At 68.9% G+C, this 15,363-nt stretch carries 16 protein-coding genes; 8 read left to right on the forward strand and 8 right to left on the reverse strand.

What is annotated here, in order from left to right; all coding sequences use genetic code 11:
• Positions 1 to 2: 2 nt before the first annotated feature.
• Positions 3 to 2,378 carry a penicillin-binding protein gene (locus ACFVVM_RS23010; RefSeq protein ID WP_387621711.1) on the reverse strand — a complete coding sequence of 792 codons (2,376 nt, stop codon included), beginning with the start codon at positions 2,376 to 2,378 and terminating at the stop codon, positions 3 to 5.
• Between the two features lie 373 nt (positions 2,379 to 2,751).
• On the opposite strand from ACFVVM_RS23010, the gene ACFVVM_RS23015 reads away from it, so the two are divergent.
• Positions 2,752 to 3,075 (forward strand): WhiB family transcriptional regulator, encoded by a 324-nt coding sequence (locus tag ACFVVM_RS23015; RefSeq protein WP_056821932.1) that lies wholly within the window; start codon positions 2,752 to 2,754, stop codon positions 3,073 to 3,075.
• Between the two features lie 111 nt (positions 3,076 to 3,186).
• Here ACFVVM_RS23015 and ACFVVM_RS23020 read toward each other — a convergent pair whose 3' ends face one another.
• Both ACFVVM_RS23020 and ACFVVM_RS23025 read right to left on the reverse strand, forming a co-directional pair.
• Complete coding sequence (locus ACFVVM_RS23020) at positions 3,187 to 4,323, reverse strand: ArsA family ATPase (protein ID WP_387621714.1); 1,137 nt, start codon at positions 4,321 to 4,323, stop codon at positions 3,187 to 3,189.
• Positions 4,320 to 5,357, reverse strand: a complete 1,038-nt coding sequence (locus ACFVVM_RS23025) for an ArsA-related P-loop ATPase (RefSeq protein ID WP_387621716.1) — start codon at positions 5,355 to 5,357, stop codon at positions 4,320 to 4,322. The genes ACFVVM_RS23020 and ACFVVM_RS23025 overlap by 4 nt, the downstream gene beginning before the upstream one ends.
• Positions 5,358 to 5,416: 59 nt before the next feature.
• Here ACFVVM_RS23025 and ACFVVM_RS23030 point away from each other — a divergent pair, with 59 nt between their 5' ends.
• From ACFVVM_RS23030 to ACFVVM_RS23040, 3 genes are read left to right on the forward strand one after another with little or no spacing between them, the layout of a single operon-like run.
• Positions 5,417 to 5,578 carry a DUF4177 domain-containing protein gene (locus ACFVVM_RS23030; protein WP_019044568.1) on the forward strand — a complete coding sequence of 54 codons (162 nt, stop codon included), beginning with the start codon at positions 5,417 to 5,419 and terminating at the stop codon, positions 5,576 to 5,578.
• Between the two features lie 2 nt (positions 5,579 to 5,580).
• The gene (locus ACFVVM_RS23035) at positions 5,581 to 6,042 is read left to right on the forward strand and encodes a RidA family protein (RefSeq protein ID WP_387621719.1); all 462 of its coding nucleotides are present in this window, start codon (positions 5,581 to 5,583) and stop codon (positions 6,040 to 6,042) included.
• Between the two features lie 9 nt (positions 6,043 to 6,051).
• Positions 6,052 to 6,849: an MBL fold metallo-hydrolase gene (locus ACFVVM_RS23040; RefSeq protein ID WP_387621722.1), complete on the forward strand. Its 798-nt coding sequence runs from the start codon at positions 6,052 to 6,054 to the stop codon at positions 6,847 to 6,849.
• 177 nt (positions 6,850 to 7,026) lie between these two features.
• On the opposite strand, the gene ACFVVM_RS23045 is transcribed toward ACFVVM_RS23040, so the two are convergent.
• Together ACFVVM_RS23045 and ACFVVM_RS23050 are read right to left on the reverse strand one after the other, a co-directional pair.
• Positions 7,027 to 7,701 carry a Crp/Fnr family transcriptional regulator gene (locus ACFVVM_RS23045; protein ID WP_040703546.1) on the reverse strand — a complete coding sequence of 225 codons (675 nt, stop codon included), beginning with the start codon at positions 7,699 to 7,701 and terminating at the stop codon, positions 7,027 to 7,029.
• A 166-nt stretch (positions 7,702 to 7,867) separates the two neighbouring features.
• Positions 7,868 to 8,110, reverse strand: a complete 243-nt coding sequence (locus ACFVVM_RS23050; protein WP_387621724.1) for a hypothetical protein — start codon at positions 8,108 to 8,110, stop codon at positions 7,868 to 7,870.
• Positions 8,111 to 8,277: 167 nt separating this feature from the next.
• Here ACFVVM_RS23050 and nth point away from each other — a divergent pair, with 167 nt between their 5' ends.
• The 4 genes from nth (at position 8,278) to ACFVVM_RS23070 (ending at position 11,705) form a co-directional block, all read left to right on the forward strand.
• Complete coding sequence (gene nth / locus ACFVVM_RS23055) at positions 8,278 to 9,036, forward strand: endonuclease III (RefSeq protein ID WP_387622339.1); 759 nt, start codon at positions 8,278 to 8,280, stop codon at positions 9,034 to 9,036.
• Positions 9,033 to 9,692, forward strand: coding sequence for a TlpA family protein disulfide reductase (locus tag ACFVVM_RS23060; RefSeq protein WP_387621726.1), 660 nt, complete (start codon positions 9,033 to 9,035; stop codon positions 9,690 to 9,692). Before nth ends, ACFVVM_RS23060 begins: the two co-directional genes overlap by 4 nt.
• The gene (locus tag ACFVVM_RS23065) at positions 9,689 to 10,435 is read left to right on the forward strand and encodes an NUDIX hydrolase (protein WP_387621728.1); all 747 of its coding nucleotides are present in this window, start codon (positions 9,689 to 9,691) and stop codon (positions 10,433 to 10,435) included. The genes ACFVVM_RS23060 and ACFVVM_RS23065 overlap by 4 nt, the downstream gene beginning before the upstream one ends.
• 76 nt (positions 10,436 to 10,511) lie before the next feature.
• A complete protein-coding gene (locus ACFVVM_RS23070) occupies positions 10,512 to 11,705 on the forward strand; it encodes a MarP family serine protease (protein ID WP_387621730.1) in 1,194 nt (397 codons plus the stop codon).
• Positions 11,706 to 12,598: 893 nt separating this feature from the next.
• Here the strand turns inward: ACFVVM_RS23070 and ACFVVM_RS23075 are convergent.
• From ACFVVM_RS23075 to nhaA, 3 genes are read right to left on the reverse strand one after another with little or no spacing between them, the layout of a single operon-like run.
• Positions 12,599 to 13,585, reverse strand: a complete 987-nt coding sequence (locus tag ACFVVM_RS23075) for an alpha/beta fold hydrolase (protein ID WP_387621732.1) — start codon at positions 13,583 to 13,585, stop codon at positions 12,599 to 12,601.
• A 55-nt stretch (positions 13,586 to 13,640) separates the two neighbouring features.
• Complete coding sequence (locus ACFVVM_RS23080) at positions 13,641 to 14,129, reverse strand: phage holin family protein (protein ID WP_387621735.1); 489 nt, start codon at positions 14,127 to 14,129, stop codon at positions 13,641 to 13,643.
• Positions 14,126 to 15,358 (reverse strand): Na+/H+ antiporter NhaA, encoded by a 1,233-nt coding sequence (nhaA, locus tag ACFVVM_RS23085; RefSeq protein ID WP_387621737.1) that lies wholly within the window; start codon positions 15,356 to 15,358, stop codon positions 14,126 to 14,128. Before nhaA ends, ACFVVM_RS23080 begins: the two co-directional genes overlap by 4 nt.
• Between the last annotated feature and the right edge of the window lie 5 nt (positions 15,359 to 15,363).

A 15,363-nucleotide genomic window follows, 5' to 3' on the forward strand; every position in this document is an offset into this window, starting at 1 on the left:
GCTTACCGCGGTACCGGAATGGGGATCGGTGGCAGTCGCGGAATCTGCGGGAGACCGGGGATCACCGGCGGCGGTGCGGCCGGCTCCGACGGCGGGGCGCTGGGCGCGGGGACGCGGACCGTGCCGTCACTGATGTAGATCGTCACGACCGAACCGGGGATCGCCGCGCCGTTGGGCGAACTGCCCATCACCGTGCCCTTGGGCTGGGAGCCCGAACTGGTCACCGAGGTCACCTGGAAGCCGGCACCGGACAGGATCGAGGTGGCCTCGCCCTGCGACTTGCCCGCCACATCGGGAACCTGGGAGTTGTTCGCGCCGCGCACGTACTTGTCGTCCACCGGCGGCAGCGCGGGCGGCGGATAGTTGCCGAGCACGGGCATGATCGCGTTGAACCAGGTGCGCGCGGGCTCGTTACCGCCGAAGAGGCTACCGCTGCCACAGCTGCGCAGCGGGAACGAGCAGATCTCGCCGGGGGTCGGGCTGTCGCCGTAGACGTAGACGGCCGAGGCGAGGCTGTTGGTGAAGCCGAGGAACGCCGAGGAGTAGTGCGCCTCGGTGGTTCCGGTCTTGCCCGACATCGGCGCCTTCCAGCCGGCCGCGTTGGCCGCGCCCGCCGCGGTGCCGCTGATGTCGTCCTTGCTCATCGCGTTGGCGAGGGTGTTGGCCAGGCCGGGATCGACGACCTGCTCGCACGCCTGCTGGGTGAGCGGGACGGTCTTGCCGTGCCGGTCGACGACCTCGTGGATCGGTGACGGCGGGCACCACTTGCCGCCCGAGGCCAGGGTGGCGGCCACATTGGACAGCTCGAGCGCGTTGATCGCGAACGGGCCGAGGGTGAACGAACCCATGTTGTTGTTCTTGATGTGCTCGGCCAGGCTCGAGTTGCCGTACCCCGAGGTGTTGGGCTGGGTGTAGGACCGCATGCCGAGGCGCACCGACATGTCCACCGCGGCCTCGACACCGACGTCCTGGATCATCTTGACGAAGGTGGTGTTGGGCGAGGTGGCCAGCGCGTCGGTCACCGACATCGAGCCCGGGTAGGCGCCCGCGTTCGACACGCACCAGGCGTCGGCGGGACAGCCGGGGGAGTTCGAGTAACCCATGCCGCGCGCGGCGTAGGTGCCGGGCACGTCCAGGGTGGCGGCGATGCCGAGGCCCTTCTCCATCGCGGCGGCGGTGGTGAACAGCTTGAAGATCGAGCCCGCGCCGTGTCCGGCCATCATGTACGGCTGGCCGAGCAGCGTCTCGTTGGCGTCGCGATTGAGGCCGTAGGTGCGGCTCGACGCCATCGCGAGCACCGGATGGGAATCCTGGCCGGGGGCGATCACCGACATGACCTCGGCGATGTCGTCGAGGTTCGGGTCGGCGACCTCGTTGATCGAGCGCTTCACCGATTCCTGCAGCGCGGGATCGAGGGTGGTCTTGATCAGGTAGCCGCCCTTGTCGACCTGCTCGCGGCTGATCCCGGCCTCGGCCAGGTACTGCAGCGCGTAGTCGCAGAAGAAGCCCTTGTCGTCGGCGGCGATGCACCCGCGCGGCAGACCCTTGGGCTTGGGCAGCACCCCGAGCGGCTCCTCCTTGGCCTTGCGGAACTCCTCGGCGCGGTGCGGGATGTTCTGGATCAGGGTGTCGAGGACGGTGTTGCGCCGGTCGGTGACGCCCTTCTCGTTGGTGTAGGGGTTCAGCTTGGAGCTGGACTGCACCATGCCCGCCAGCATCGCCGACTGGGTGATGTTCAGTTCGGCCGCGTCGATGCCGAAGTAGGTCTGCGCGGCGTCCTGGATGCCGTAGGAACTGTTGCCGAAGGGCACCAGATTCAGGTAGCGGGTGAGGATCTCGTCCTTGCTGAGCTCGCGGTCGAGCGTGAGCGCCATCCGGATCTCGCGCAGCTTGCGGGCCGGGGTGGTCTCGATCGCGGCGCGGCGCTCGGCGTCGGTCTTGGCGACGACGAGCAGGTTGAAGTTCTTCACGTACTGCTGGTCGAGCGTGGACGCGCCCTGCTGCACCGCACCCGAGGAGGTGTTGGTCAGGAACGCGCGCAGCGTGCCCTGCCAGTCGACGCCCTTGTGGTCGGCGAAGCGCTTGTCCTCGATGGACACGATCGCCAGCTTCATGTTGTTGGAGATGCGATCGCTCTCGACTTCGAAGCGTCGCTGCTCGTAGAGCCAGGCGATGGGCGCGCCGCTCGCGTCGACCATGGTCGACACGGCGGGGACCGTGCCCTCGACCAGTTCGGCGGACACGTTGTCGACGGCGTCGGCGGCTCGGTTGGAGATGAACCCGAAACCACCGGCCAGAGGGAACAACAACCCAGCGACGAGCACGGCGGCCAGCGCGCAGCTGCCAGCCAGTCTCCCGAGCGTTTGAGTGATCGGCACGAGCCCAGCCTAAAGGGTGGGGTGGCGGTGTTCACTGCTGTGCTGCTCGACGGGTGATGTCCGGTCGGTGCCAGGGGGGTTGCTCGGGCGTGTCAACAAAATGATCACATCGGCGTGTCGCGACCGGCCACGCCGGTGATCAGCGCGACTGCCCGTCCGATCCCCGATTTGAATGGACGGCCGTACCAAAAAATCGGGGGCTGGTCTTGCGCAAGCGCCATACCTTTACCTAGATTGAGAACCCAGTGTGATAGAGCTAACACTCAAAGTGGAATGTGGTGCGGACCGCAGCGGTAGTTGGGTTGCTGTGAATCCGTGCTCGCGATTCTGGAGCGCCGCACAACGGTGTTCGGACTGCAAAGGGGCACATCAAATGCACATCACAACCCCCATCGCTCGACTGGATGTAGAGCAGGCCGAGGCAAGGATCGCTTGGGTTGCCCAGGCGCGATGCAAGGAAGTGGACCCTGATCAGCTGTTCGTTCGCGGCGCGGCACAGCGCAAGGCGGCAACGATCTGCCGTCACTGCCCGGTACTGATGCAGTGCGGCGCCGACGCGCTCGACAACCGGGTGGAGTTCGGAGTGTGGGGCGGGATGACCGAGCGGCAGCGACGTGCCCTGCTCAAGCAGCATCCCGACGTGACCTCCTGGGCGGAGTTCTTCAACGCCCAACGCCAGCATCAAGTGGCGATCTAGCAGTCGAGACCGGACCGTTATCACACACGGCGCCGAGACCGCGGGGTTTGCGGAATCGGCGCCGTCGGCCGGTGTTACGGGGTTGTGAGCTATAGCCGAATTGCCTGAATGTCAGGCCGAGGCGGGCGGCTTGCCCGCCAGCTGGTCACCGACCGCGCGCAGGGCGTCGAGGTCGGAGACCTCGAACGGCAGGGCGGTGACCGAGACGATCGGCACCCGGGGATGCGCGCCGGTGAAGCGATGCAGCAGCCGCTGCTCCCGCTTCGCCGTCGCCACCCGCTCGGCGTGGATGCGCAGCACCGCGGCGGTGCGCGGATCGGCGTCGGCCAGCTGATCGGCCGCGGTCAGCGCGCGATCACCGGACAGTCCCGACAGCGCGGGGTGGGTCCGGTTGAGCACCAGCCCGGCCAGCGGCATCTGCTCGGTGGACAGCCGATCGACGAAGAACGAGGCCTCGCGCAGCGCGTCCGGTTCGGGCGCGGCGACGACGAAGAAATGGGTGCCCGGCTTGGACAGCATCGCGAAGGTGCGCTCGGCGCGATCCTGGAACCCACCGAACAGCGACTCCAGCGACTGCAGGAAGGTCGAGGCGTCCTTGAGCATCTGCCCGCCGACGATGGTCGAGACGCCACGCATCGCCAGGCTCATCGCACCGGTCACGAACCGCCCGACACCGCGACCGGGCGCCATGATCAGCCGGATCATCTTGCCGTTGAGGAAGGTGCCGAGCCGCTTGGGCGCGTCGAGGAAGTCCAGCGCGTTGCGCGAGGGGGGAGTGTCGACCACGATCAGGTCCCACTCCTTGCGCCCGGCCAGCTGGCCGAGCTTCTCCATCGCCATGTACTCCTGCGTGCCGCCGAACGAGGACGCCACCGTCTGATAGATCGGGTTGGCGAAGATCTGCTCGGCCTTGTCGGGACTGGTGTGCTCGAGCACCATGTCGTCGAAGGTGCGGCGCATGTTCAGCATCATCGCGTGCAGCTCGCCGGGCACCTCGGGGCCGAGGTCCACGCGCTGCGGGGTGTTGTCCAGATCGGCGACACCGAGCGACTGGGCCAGCCTGCGCGCCGGGTCGATCGTCAGCACCACGACCTTGCGGCCCGCCTCGGCGGCGCGCAGGGCGATCGAGGCCGCGGTGGTGGTCTTGCCGACCCCGCCCGAACCGCAGCAGACGATCACCCTGGCCTTCGGGTCGGCGATGATCTGCGAAACATCCAGCGCGGGCGGGGTGGTCACTTGCTCGCTCATCGCACTCCCTGCGCGGATAGCTGTTCGGCCAGTTCGTACAGACCGCCGAGGTCCATGCCCTCGCTGAGCGCGGGCAACGACAACTGGGGGACATCGATGCGCGCCAGTTCGGCGGCGCTGGCGTCCTGGGCGGTCAGCACGATGGCGTGGTCGACGGTCTCGGCGATCAAGCCGTCGAAGTCCGCGTCGGGCAGGGTGATCCCGGCCTCGGCCAGGCTCGCGGCGATGGCGTCGGTGTCGAGCTCACCGGCCACGGCCGCGGAGCGCTGCTGCGGGGTGAGTTGCGCGGTGGCCGCCCGGTTGACGATCACCGTGCCGATCCGCAGGTCGTTGGCGGTGAGCTCGGCGATCGCGTCCGCGGTCTCCTGCACCGGCAGCGCCTCGAGCAGCGTCACCAGGTGGATCATCGTCTGATCCGAGTGCAGCAGCTTGGACACGCCATCGGCCTGCGAGGCGATCGGGCCGCCCTTGGCGATCTCGGCCATGGCCTGGGTGACGTCGAGGAAGCTGGCGATCCGGCCGGTCGGGGGCGCGTCGACGACGATGTCGTCGAAGGCGGGCCTGCCGTCCTTGCCGACGCGCACCACGCATTCCTTGATCTTGCCGGTCAGGATCACGTCCCGCAGACCCGGCGCGATGGTGGTGACGAACTCGATCGCGCCCATCCGGCGCATCGCCCGGCCCGCGAAGCCGAGGTTGTAGAACATGTCGAGGTATTCCAGGAAGGCGTGCTCGATGTCGAGGGCGAGCGCCATCACCTCGCCGCCACCGTCGGCGGTCGCGATGCGCGTCTCGGTGGGTGGCAGCGGCGGCCGGTCGAACAACTGCGCGATGGACTGGCGGCTCTCCACTTCGACCAGCAGCACCTTGCGTCCGCCTGCGGCGAGCGAGAGGGCCAGCGCGGCCGAAACGGTCGACTTTCCGGTGCCTCCCTTGCCGGTCACGTAGTGCAAGCGGGCCTTGGCCGCGCGCTGTGGCCATCCGGTCGACGGTTCCGGAACCGACGAAACCGGCTCTGCTGTTGGTGCTCCCACGTGGCCGAGCCTATAACCCGTTTCTCTCCGATGTTCGGGGTGCGCCCTAAACTCTCCCCATGAGTGAAGTCACCCTGTGGGAGTACGCGACCGTGCCGCTGTTGACGCACGCGACCAAGCAGATCCTCGACCAGTGGGGCGCCGACGGCTGGGAGCTGGTCACGGTGCTGCCCGGTCCGACCGGCGAGCAGCACGTCGCCTACCTGAAGCGGCAGAAGTAGCCGTGGCCACCGCGTGGAAGGACGCGCTCGACCGGTTGGGCGCCACATTGCCGCCGGTCGCAGCCCCGGTCGCGGCCTATATCCCGGCCGTGCGGACCGGTTCGCTGGTCTACACCTCCGGCCAGCTGCCCTTCGTCGACGGTGAGTTGTCGGCGGTCGGCAAGGTCGGCGCCGAGGTCGATGTGGAAACGGCCAAGGAGGCCGCGCGGCTGTGCGCGCTCAACGCGCTGGCCGCGGTGCACGACCTGGTCGGGCTCGACCAGGTGGTGCGGATCGTGAAGGTCGTCGGATTCGTCGCCTCCGCACCGGGATTCACCGATCAGCCGATTGTGATCAACGGCGCATCGGAATTCCTGGGCGAGGTGTTCGGCGAGGCCGGCGTGCACGCGCGTTCGGCGGTGGGCGTGGCGGAACTGCCGAAGAACACGCCCGTCGAGGTGGAATTGATCGTAGAGGTCGGATAGGCAGCCGTCATGGCACTGGAACATCCCGCGTACGGCCAGGTCAGGGCAGTCACTGCGACGGCATCGGTGCTCCTCGCCGAGAACCCGTCGCAGATGACGCTCGACGGCACCAACACCTGGCTGCTGCGCGACCCCGGCAGCGACTCCTACGTCGTGATCGACCCGGGTCCGAAGGACAAGAAACACACCGCCGCGATCGTCGCGGCGACCGGCGGGCGGATCGCGCTGACGCTGATCACCCATCACCACCACGATCACACCGGCGGTATCGATCACCTGGTGAAGGCCACCGGGACACCGGTGCGGTCGGTCGATCCGGCCTACCTGCGCGGCGAGGTGACCCCGCTGGTCGACGGCGAGGTCATCGAGGCGGCGGGCGTGCGGATCACGGTGCTGGCCACCCCCGGCCACACCACCGATTCGGTGAGTTTCCTGCTCGACGACGCGGTGCTCACCGGTGACACGGTGCTCGGCGTCGGCACCACGGTGCTCGAGTCGGCGCCCGGCGCGCTGGCCGCGTTCCTGACCTCGCTGGAGCAGCTGCGCGAGCTCGGCGCGGGCAAGGCACTGCTGCCCGCGCACGGGCCCGATCATCCCGATCTCGCGCCGGTCGCCGAGTACTACCTGGCGCACCGCCACGAACGGCTCGAGCAGGTGCGGGCCGCGCTGGTCGAATTGGGCTCCGACGCCGGGGCTTTCGCGGTGGTCCGCAAGGTGTACGCCGATGTGGACAAACGGTTGTGGCCCGCGGCGCGCAGCTCGGTGCAGGCGCAGCTGGAATACCTGCGGGCCGAGCAGGGGGCCTGAGCGTCAGCTCGGCGGCCTACGTGCGTGGTCGGCACGTAGGCCGCCGAGCTGTGCCCGGAGCGGGTCGGCAGACGACGACGGCACGCCGGAACCACCCTGGTGCGGACGAGGCCCTCTCCCACGGAGCCGCACCGGTGGTCCCGGCGTGCCGGGACGTACTCGAGACGTACTACTCGATCAGCGAGCGCGGCGGGCCAGTCGCTCGGAGTCCGAGATGAGCACGCTCTTGCCCTCGAGGCGCAGCCACCCGCGATGGGCGAAGTCGGCGAGCGCCTTGTTGACGGTTTCCCGGGAAGCGCCGACCAGCTGGGCGATCTCCTCCTGGGTCAGGTCGTGGGTCACGCGCAGCGCGCCCGCTTCCTGGGTGCCGAAGCGCTGAGCGAGCTGCAGCAGCGCCTTGGCGACGCGACCCGGCACGTCGGTGAAGATCAGGTCGGCGAGGTTGTTGTTGGTACGGCGAAGGCGTCGGGCCAGTACGCGCAGCAGCTGCTCGGCGATCTCGGGGCGCTGATCGATCCACGACTTGAGTGCGTCGCGGTCCATCGTCACCGCGCGGACCTCGGTGACCGTGGTTGCGGTCGAGGTACGCGGGCCGGGGTCGAAGATCGACAGTTCACCGAACATGTCGGACGGACCCATGATGGTCAGCAGGTTTTCCCGGCCGTCGGGTGAGCGACGACCGATCTTCACCTTGCCCGTCGTGATGATGTACAGCCGATCGCCGGGTTCGCCCTCATTGAAGATGACGTGGCCGCGCGGAAAATCTACGGGCTGCAGCTGCTTGGCGAGCGCGGCCACCGCGGTGGGCTCGACGCCTTGGAAGATGCCTGCTCTGGCGAGGGCCTCGTCCACGAATGTGCTCCTTATGGGATATGGCTTGCGAACCGGCCGAGCGAATCGACCAACAGCGCAGTCTACGCGGCATCTCGACAGCACAGTGACAGACACCACGTAAAGAGTGGATTGCGCGATCTGCGCACACTGTGAACGGGCGGTGCGCCCGGGGGAGAAATGATGATCAGCTGGCCCGCGCCACGTCGAGGTCGGCGGTGCGTGAGCGGCGCTTACGCACCCGCGCCACCGCGGCGGGCAGGCCGAGCTTCGTCAGCTCTTTCACTTCGGCGTTGCTGGCGCTGTCCAGGTACTGCTGAACCTCTTCGTCGGGTTCGAGAAGCTTGCGGAGCCGATTCTCGACCCGCTCCATCCCCAGCGCGAACAGCATCAACAGCACTGGGAAGAGCACCACAGCGAGTCCTTGCATGACTGGCAGTAAACACGGTCGAGGTCTCAGATGGAACACAGCGGGCAAACTGACCGGCGAAGGTTGTCGGAGTGGTTCCGTATGGTGGACAGGTGCCCGTTTCCCCCGCTACCGCAGCCGCCGGCGATGCCGATTCGGCCGCGGAAACGCCCGCACGGCCCACCGGGATCTCCGCCGCGCGCAAGCGCAAGAACCGCGCGCTAGCGGCGGAAACGCGGATCGGACTGGTCCGCAGGGCGCGCCGGATGAACCGCACGCTCGGCGAGGCCTTCCCCGGCGCGCACTGCGAGCTCGACTTCACCACGCCGCTCGAACTGGCCGTGGCGACGATCCTGTCCGCCCAGTGCACCGATGTCCGCGTGAACCTCACCACTCCCGCGCTGTTCATCAAGTACCCCAGCGCGCGTGCCTACGCCGAGGCCAACCGCGCCGAGCTGGAGGAATACATAAGGCCGACCGGTTTCTACCGGAACAAGACCAGTTCGCTGATCGGGCTCGGGCAGGCGCTGGAGACGCAGTACGACGGTGAGTTGCCTCACACGATGGACGAATTGGTCAAGCTGCCCGGCATCGGACGCAAGACTGCGAACGTCATCCTCGGCAATGCCTTCGATGTGCCGGGTATCACGGTCGATACGCACTTCGGCCGCCTGGTTCGCCGCTGGAAGTGGACCGAGGAAGAGGATCCGGTCAAGGTCGAACACGCGGTCGGCGAGCTGATCGAGCGCAAGGAGTGGACGATGCTCTCGCATCGGGTGATCTTTCACGGTCGCCGGGTGTGTCATGCGCGCAAACCGGCCTGTGGCGCCTGCCTGCTCGCCAACGACTGCCCCTCCTTCGGCACCGGCCCGACCGATCCGGCCGTCGCGGCCGCGCTGGTGAAGGGTCCCGAGCGCGAGCACCTGCTGGATCTGGTCGGCCTGTGAGCGAACCCGCCCCATCGCCGCTGCGGCGGCCCGCACTGCGCTGGGCGCTCGCCGCGCTGATTCTCGTGGTCGCCGCCGCGGTGGCGCTGTGGCCGCGTGGCGGTTCCGATACCGCCGCACCGACCTCTCCGACTTCGCATCAGCCCACGGGCGTGTCGGCGCAGCAACGCGCCGAGGCGGGACTGGCCCCGTGTCCCGCCCCGGCGGCAGGCGTCGAGGGCTCGGGCCCACTGGCCGGCCTGACCCTGGACTGCCTGGCCGACGGGTCGTCCGGCGATCTCGCCGCCGCCCTCGCGGGCAAGCCCGCGCTGCTCAACCTCTGGGCCTACTGGTGTGGCCCGTGCGCGGTGGAACTGCCCCACCTGCAGGAATTCGCCCAGCACGCGGGCTCGGAGCTCACCGTGCTGACCGTGCACAGCGATCCCGACGAGGCGAAGGCGCTGTCGCGGCTGAGCGGCCTCGACATCACCCTGCCCGGTGTCTCGGACCCCCAGGCGAGCGTGCGCACCGCGGTCGGCGCCCCCGCGGTCCTGCCCATCTCGGTGCTCGTGCGGGCCGACGGCTCGATCGCGAGCGTCGAAGTGCGTACCTTCACCGACGTGGCCGACATCGCCGACACGGTGGCGGACAAGCTCGGAGTTCGGATCGCGGTATGACGAAGGGTGCGGATGTGCGTGGTGTCTCGGGACTGGACGATTCCGGCCTGCCGTCGTGGTTGCGTCCCGCGATCAGAACCGGCGGCCCCGACGCCGCCGACACCCTCGCCACCTCCCGCGCGCTGCGCCGGGCCATGTCGATCACCGGGAAGCCGCGCCAGGCCGCGGTCCTCGTGCTGTTCGGCGGATCGCCCGAACCCGACCCCGTGGCGCCGGGTGGCCTGCCTGCCGACGCGGAGGTACTGCTGACCCAGCGGGCGTCGACGATGCGTCAGCACAGCGGCCAGATCGCCTTCCCCGGCGGCGCGGAGGATCCCGGCGACGACGGCCCGGTCGGCACCGCGCTGCGCGAGGCCGTCGAGGAGACCGGCCTCGACCCCGCCGGTGTCCAGCCCTTCGCGGCGCTGCCGAAACTGTTCGTGCCGCCGTCGAAGTTCGACGTGACCCCGATCCTGGGCTATTGGCGCGCCCCGAGCGAGGTCCGCGTGGTCGACCAGGGCGAGACCGAACGCGTCGTCTGTGTGCCGCTGACCGAATTGCTGGATCCGGCACACAGATTCATGGTGCGTGGCAGTCTCGGCTACCAGAGCCCCGCGTTCCAGGTCGACGGCATGCTGGTGTGGGGACTCACTGGCGGTATCCTCGCCGGCATCATCAAAACGGCTGGGTGGGAACGAGACTGGGATCGGGGCGACGTGCGTGACTTGGAGAGCTCGCTGGCTGCTGTCGGAATGACACTGTGAGCGAGCGCAGCGAGCGGCCGATCAATACAGCCGCCACGGCGGTCATGCTGGAGCCGAGCGCCGGCGAGGTGGAAGCATGAGCGCCTCGGTATGGCTTGATATCGCGGTGGTGTTGATCGCGCTGGTCGCGGCGTCCACCGGGTGGCGACAGGGTGCGGTGGCCTCGGCGCTGGCGTTCTTCGGCGTCGCGCTCGGCGCGGTCGCCGGCATTCTGATCGCGCCGCACATCCTCCAGCATCTCAGTGAGGGTCGCAGCCGGGTACTCGGCGGCATCCTGCTGATCGTGCTGCTGGTGATCATCGGCGAGGTCGCGGGCATGGTGCTTGGCCGGGCCGCCCGGTCGAGCATGCGTCATCCCATCGCGCGTGGTGTCGACAGTGTGGTCGGCGCGGTGTTGCAGGCGGCGACCGTGCTGGTCGCGGCCTGGCTGCTGGCCTTGCCGCTGGCCACCGCGTCGCAGCCGGGGGTCGCGGCCGCGATCAACGGGTCGCGGGTGCTCGCCGACGTCAATGCGGTGGCGCCGAGCTGGCTGCGCAAGCTGCCCAACGAGTTCTCGAAGCTGCTCAACACTTCCGGGCTGCCGGATGTCATCGGGCCGTTCGGCCGCGCGCCGATCGCGGCGGTGGAACCGCCCGACCCGAGCGTGCTCGCCAGCCCGGTCGCGGCTTCGCTGCAGCAGAGCGTGCTGCGTATCCGTGGCACCGCGCCCAGCTGCCAGCGCGCGCTGGAGGGCTCGGGCTTCGTCGTCGCGCCGGAGCGCGTGATGACCAACGCGCACGTGGTCGCGGGGACGCAGAGCGTGTCGGTCGATACCGCACGTGGTCCCCTCGATGCCAGCGTGGTGCTGTTCGATCCGTCGAAGGACATCGCCGTGCTCGCAGTGCCTGGGCTCACCGCGCCGGTCGTCCCGCGCGCTCCGCAGCCCGCGAGTTCGGGGGAGAGCGCGATCGTGCTCGGGTACCCGGGTGGCGGGCCGTACACGGCCAGTGCGGCGCGTGTGCGGGAGACGCTGGATCTCACCGGGCCGACGATCCATCGTGACGGCACTGTCGAGCGTGAGGTGTACACGGTGCGTGGTCAGGTTCGGGCGGGTAATTCGGGTGGGCCGCTGGTCGATACCGAGGGGCAGTTGCTCGGGGTGGTGTTCGGTGCGGCTGTGACCGATGACGATACGGGGTATGTGTTGACGCTTGATGAGGTCGGTGGGGAGTTGGCGGCGGCGCCGAGCGCGAGTACGCCGGTGGATACGGGTGCCTGCGTTTTGAGCTGAGTTTCGCTGGAGTCGGTCCGCTCTCAGTCGGCTTGGTCGTGCTGGGGCCGTGGTTTGGCTGGGAATGCGGTTGGGGGCCGACTTCAGGGGTGCCGTGTGCTGGTTGTGCGGTAGGTAGCTGGCTTATGTGGTGCCGTGGGGCTGGGGCTGGGGCTGCGGGAAGGCGTGGTGTCGGGTAGTGCCGTGTAGCTGGGACTGCGGTAGGTGGCGGACTTGAGTGTTGGTGTGTGGCTGGTAGTGCGGTAGGTGGCGGACTTGGGGTTTAGTGACACGGGGCGGTATACGGGCTGTGTTTGTTGGAGCGCTGGCGCGCTCGAGTCGCGGCCCCGGAGGGGCCGCCGGTTAGGCGCCGCGGCTTGCTCCTTCGTCGCGTACGCCGCGGCGCCTAACCGGCGACCCGGCCGCGACCGGCCGCTTCGCGGCCGCCGCTCCTCGGGGTCGCGGGTGCGGGGCTGGGTCGGGCTGTCATGGCGGTCTTAAGTGGTGCGGTGTGGCTGGGAGTGCGGCAGGTGGCCGACTTCGAGCCTGGTGATGTGGCTGGGAGCGCGGGAGGTGACCGACTTCGGGCCTGGGGTGTGGCTGGGAGCGCGGGAGGTGACCGACTTCGGGCCTGGGGTGTGGCTGGGAGCGCGGGAGGTGACCGACTTCGGGCCTGGGGTGTGGCTGGAAGTGCGGGAGTGGCCGACTTGGGTCGTGCGGTGCGGGCTGGGGAGTGCGGGAGGTAGCCCGACCTCGGGTGTGGTGTGTGGCTGGGGGCGCGGGAAGGGGCCGCCTTTGAGCCTGGCGTGGTTGGAAGCGCGGGAGGTGGCCGACTTCGGTGCTGCTGGGAGTGCGGCAAGTCGTGGACTCGGGTGTTTGTGAGTCGCGCTGGTCGTGCGCGTGGTGGCCGGGGGTCAGGGGGAGACCAGGCCGTCTTTGGGGGAGCCGTTGATGCCGTTTTGTTCTCGCCAGCGGGTGGTGAGGACTTCGTTGACTCGGGTGGGGTTTTCCTGGTGGGCGTAGTGGCCTGCGTCGGGGATGGTGACCAGGGTGCGGTGGGGGGACAGGCGGGCGCTGCGGCGGACGGTGGCGGGGAGGAGGTAGGGGTCCTGGTCGCCGCGTAGGGCCAGGACGGGGATGTCGATGGGGGTGCGCATGGTGGCCATGAAGCGTTTGCCGTCGGGGCGCCATTGGCTGCGGAAGGCCCAGCGCTGGTATTCGAGGGCGCTGTGGGCGGCGCCGGGGATGCGGATGGCTTCGCGCATTCTGGCGGCGGTCTCGGTGAATTCGGCGCTGCGGGACCAGGGTTCGCTGACTCGGGCACGCAGCAGGCGCTCGACCTCGGCGCCGTTGTCGCGGGTGAGCAGGTTCTCGGGGTAGCGGGGCAGCTGGTAGCGCAGGAAGTCGGGGAGCCAGGTGGCGCGCTGGGCGGAGTCGCGCAGGACGGCGCGTTTGAGCGCGGCCGGATGGGGCGAGCTCACCACGGCGATCGAACGGACCAGCCGGGGGTGCAGCACGGCGGTGGCCCAGCAGACCAGTCCGCCTTCGGCGTGGCCGACCAGGGTCGCCTCGGTGTGGCCGAGGGCGCGGATGAGGCCGGCGATGTCACCGGCGAGGGTCCAGCCGTCGTAGCCGCGCGGTGGCTTGTCGGAATCGCCGTAGCCGCGCAGGTCGACGGCGACGGTGCGATGGCCGTGGTCGGCCAGCCCGGTCAGCTGGTGCCGCCACGACCACCAGAAGTCGGCGAAACCGTGCAGCAGCAGCACCAGGGGCGCGTCGGAGCGCTCCGGCGTGTCGGCTTCGACGACGTGGAAACGGATCCCGTTGGCGTGCACATCCCGGTGGGCCCACGGTCCGCCGTAGCGGACGCTGGAGGGATCCGGGAATGAGTTGGACGACACGCCGATCGAGCCTAGTGGGCGGGACCGGCCGTGGCGACCGGGCCCACCCGGCGCGTCATCGGCTGCTCGACTTCTCCAGCGACGGGGTCTGCTCGCGATGGGTCAGTGCCTGCGGGAGCACCTCGGCGGTCTGCTTGAGCGAGTCGATCGTCTTCTCCGGCGCGCGGACCTTCTTGACCTTGCGGTACCCGAGGAAGGCGAGCAGCGCGGTCGTCAGCACCATCAGCGCGAACACGATCAGGAACGCGGCCCAGCGGTCGAGCCACACGGCGATCAGTTCGGCGAGGAAGAAGAAAAAGAAGAACGAGCTGAACAGCAGCACGGTCAGGGCGAGAATGAAGAAGACGCTGCCCGTCAGACCCTTGCGGATCTCGCCGGTGACTTCGGCCTTGGCCAGCGCCACCTCGGCGCGCACCAGCGTCGACATCTGCTCGGTCGCGTCGCGGACGAGGCTGCCGATGCTGGCCGATCCGGGCGGATTCGCGTCGGTCAACGGGATGGAAGTGACCGTGCGACCGTCATTTCCGCCTTGGGTGTAACTCAACTTCGTCGACCCTTCTCTGTCCGTTTGCGCTCGTCCGCATCGCGGCGCGCCTGGTGCACACGTCCTCGGCGCAACAGTAGCGCCGATCCGATCAGCGACGCAGCCATGGAGGTCACCAGGACGGCGGCCTTCGCCAGATCGATGGCGTCCGTGCCGACCTCGGTCAGCGCGAGTTCCGCCACCAGCAGGCTAACGGTGAATCCGATCGCGCCGAGTACCGACAGGGCGAACATGTCGCGATTCCCGAGTCCGGCGGGGCGTTTCGCCCAGCCGAAGCGGATCATCAACCAGCTGACGCCGAAGATTCCGATCACCTTGCCGAACAACAGTCCGCAGATGATCGCCAGCGACAGTCGGTCGGTGAACAGCGACCCGAACACCGCGCTGTTGAGCGGAACTCCGGAGGCGAACAGCGCGAACAGCGGCACGCACACGCCGGCCGAGATCGGCTGCACCACGTGCTCGAGGTGGGTGGCGGGCGCGGTCCGCTCGCCCGGATCGGTGCGCACCCTGGTGAGCAGACCGAGCGCGACACCGGCGATCGTCGGATGGATGCCCGCCTCGTGCAGCGCGTACCAGCACACCAGCGCGACCGGCAGGTAGAACAGCGGCGTGTGCAGTCGCTGCCGCTGCGCGAGTGCCCAGGCCGCGCAGCAGGCCAGCGCCACGCCGAGCCACAGCATCGACAGCGAGGCGGTGAACAGCACCGCGATCACGGCGATGGCGAGCAGATCGTCGACCACGGCCAGACTCAGCAGGAACACCCGCGCGCTGGCCGGAATCCGCGAACCGGTCATGGCGAGCACCGCGAGCGCGAAGGCGATGTCGGTGGCGACGGGAATGGCCCAGCCCCGGTCCATACCGGGCACGCCGTAGCCGATCGTGAACGCGATCAGCGCCGGGGTGATGACCCCACCGACCGCCGCGACGACCGGCAGCACGGCCCGCTTCGGATCGGCGAGCTCACCGACGACGAATTCGCGTTTGAGTTCCAGCCCCGCGACGAAGAAGAAGACCGCGAGCAGCCCGTCCTTGGTCCAGTCGGCCAGTGTGAGGTCGAGGTGCAGGGCGGGAATGCTCAGGCGGGCGTCGACCATCGTCTGATAGCTAGCGCCCCACGGCGAGTTCACCCAGACCAGCGCCACCGCCGCGGCGATGAGCAGCAGCGCGCCGCCGACGGTCTCGGTGCGGAGATAGCGGGTGAGTTCGGAGCGAACACGGGTGATCAAGGGCA

This window comes from Nocardia sp. NPDC058176 (genome assembly GCF_042883805.1).
Classification (GTDB): Bacteria; Actinomycetota; Actinomycetes; order Mycobacteriales; family Mycobacteriaceae; genus Nocardia.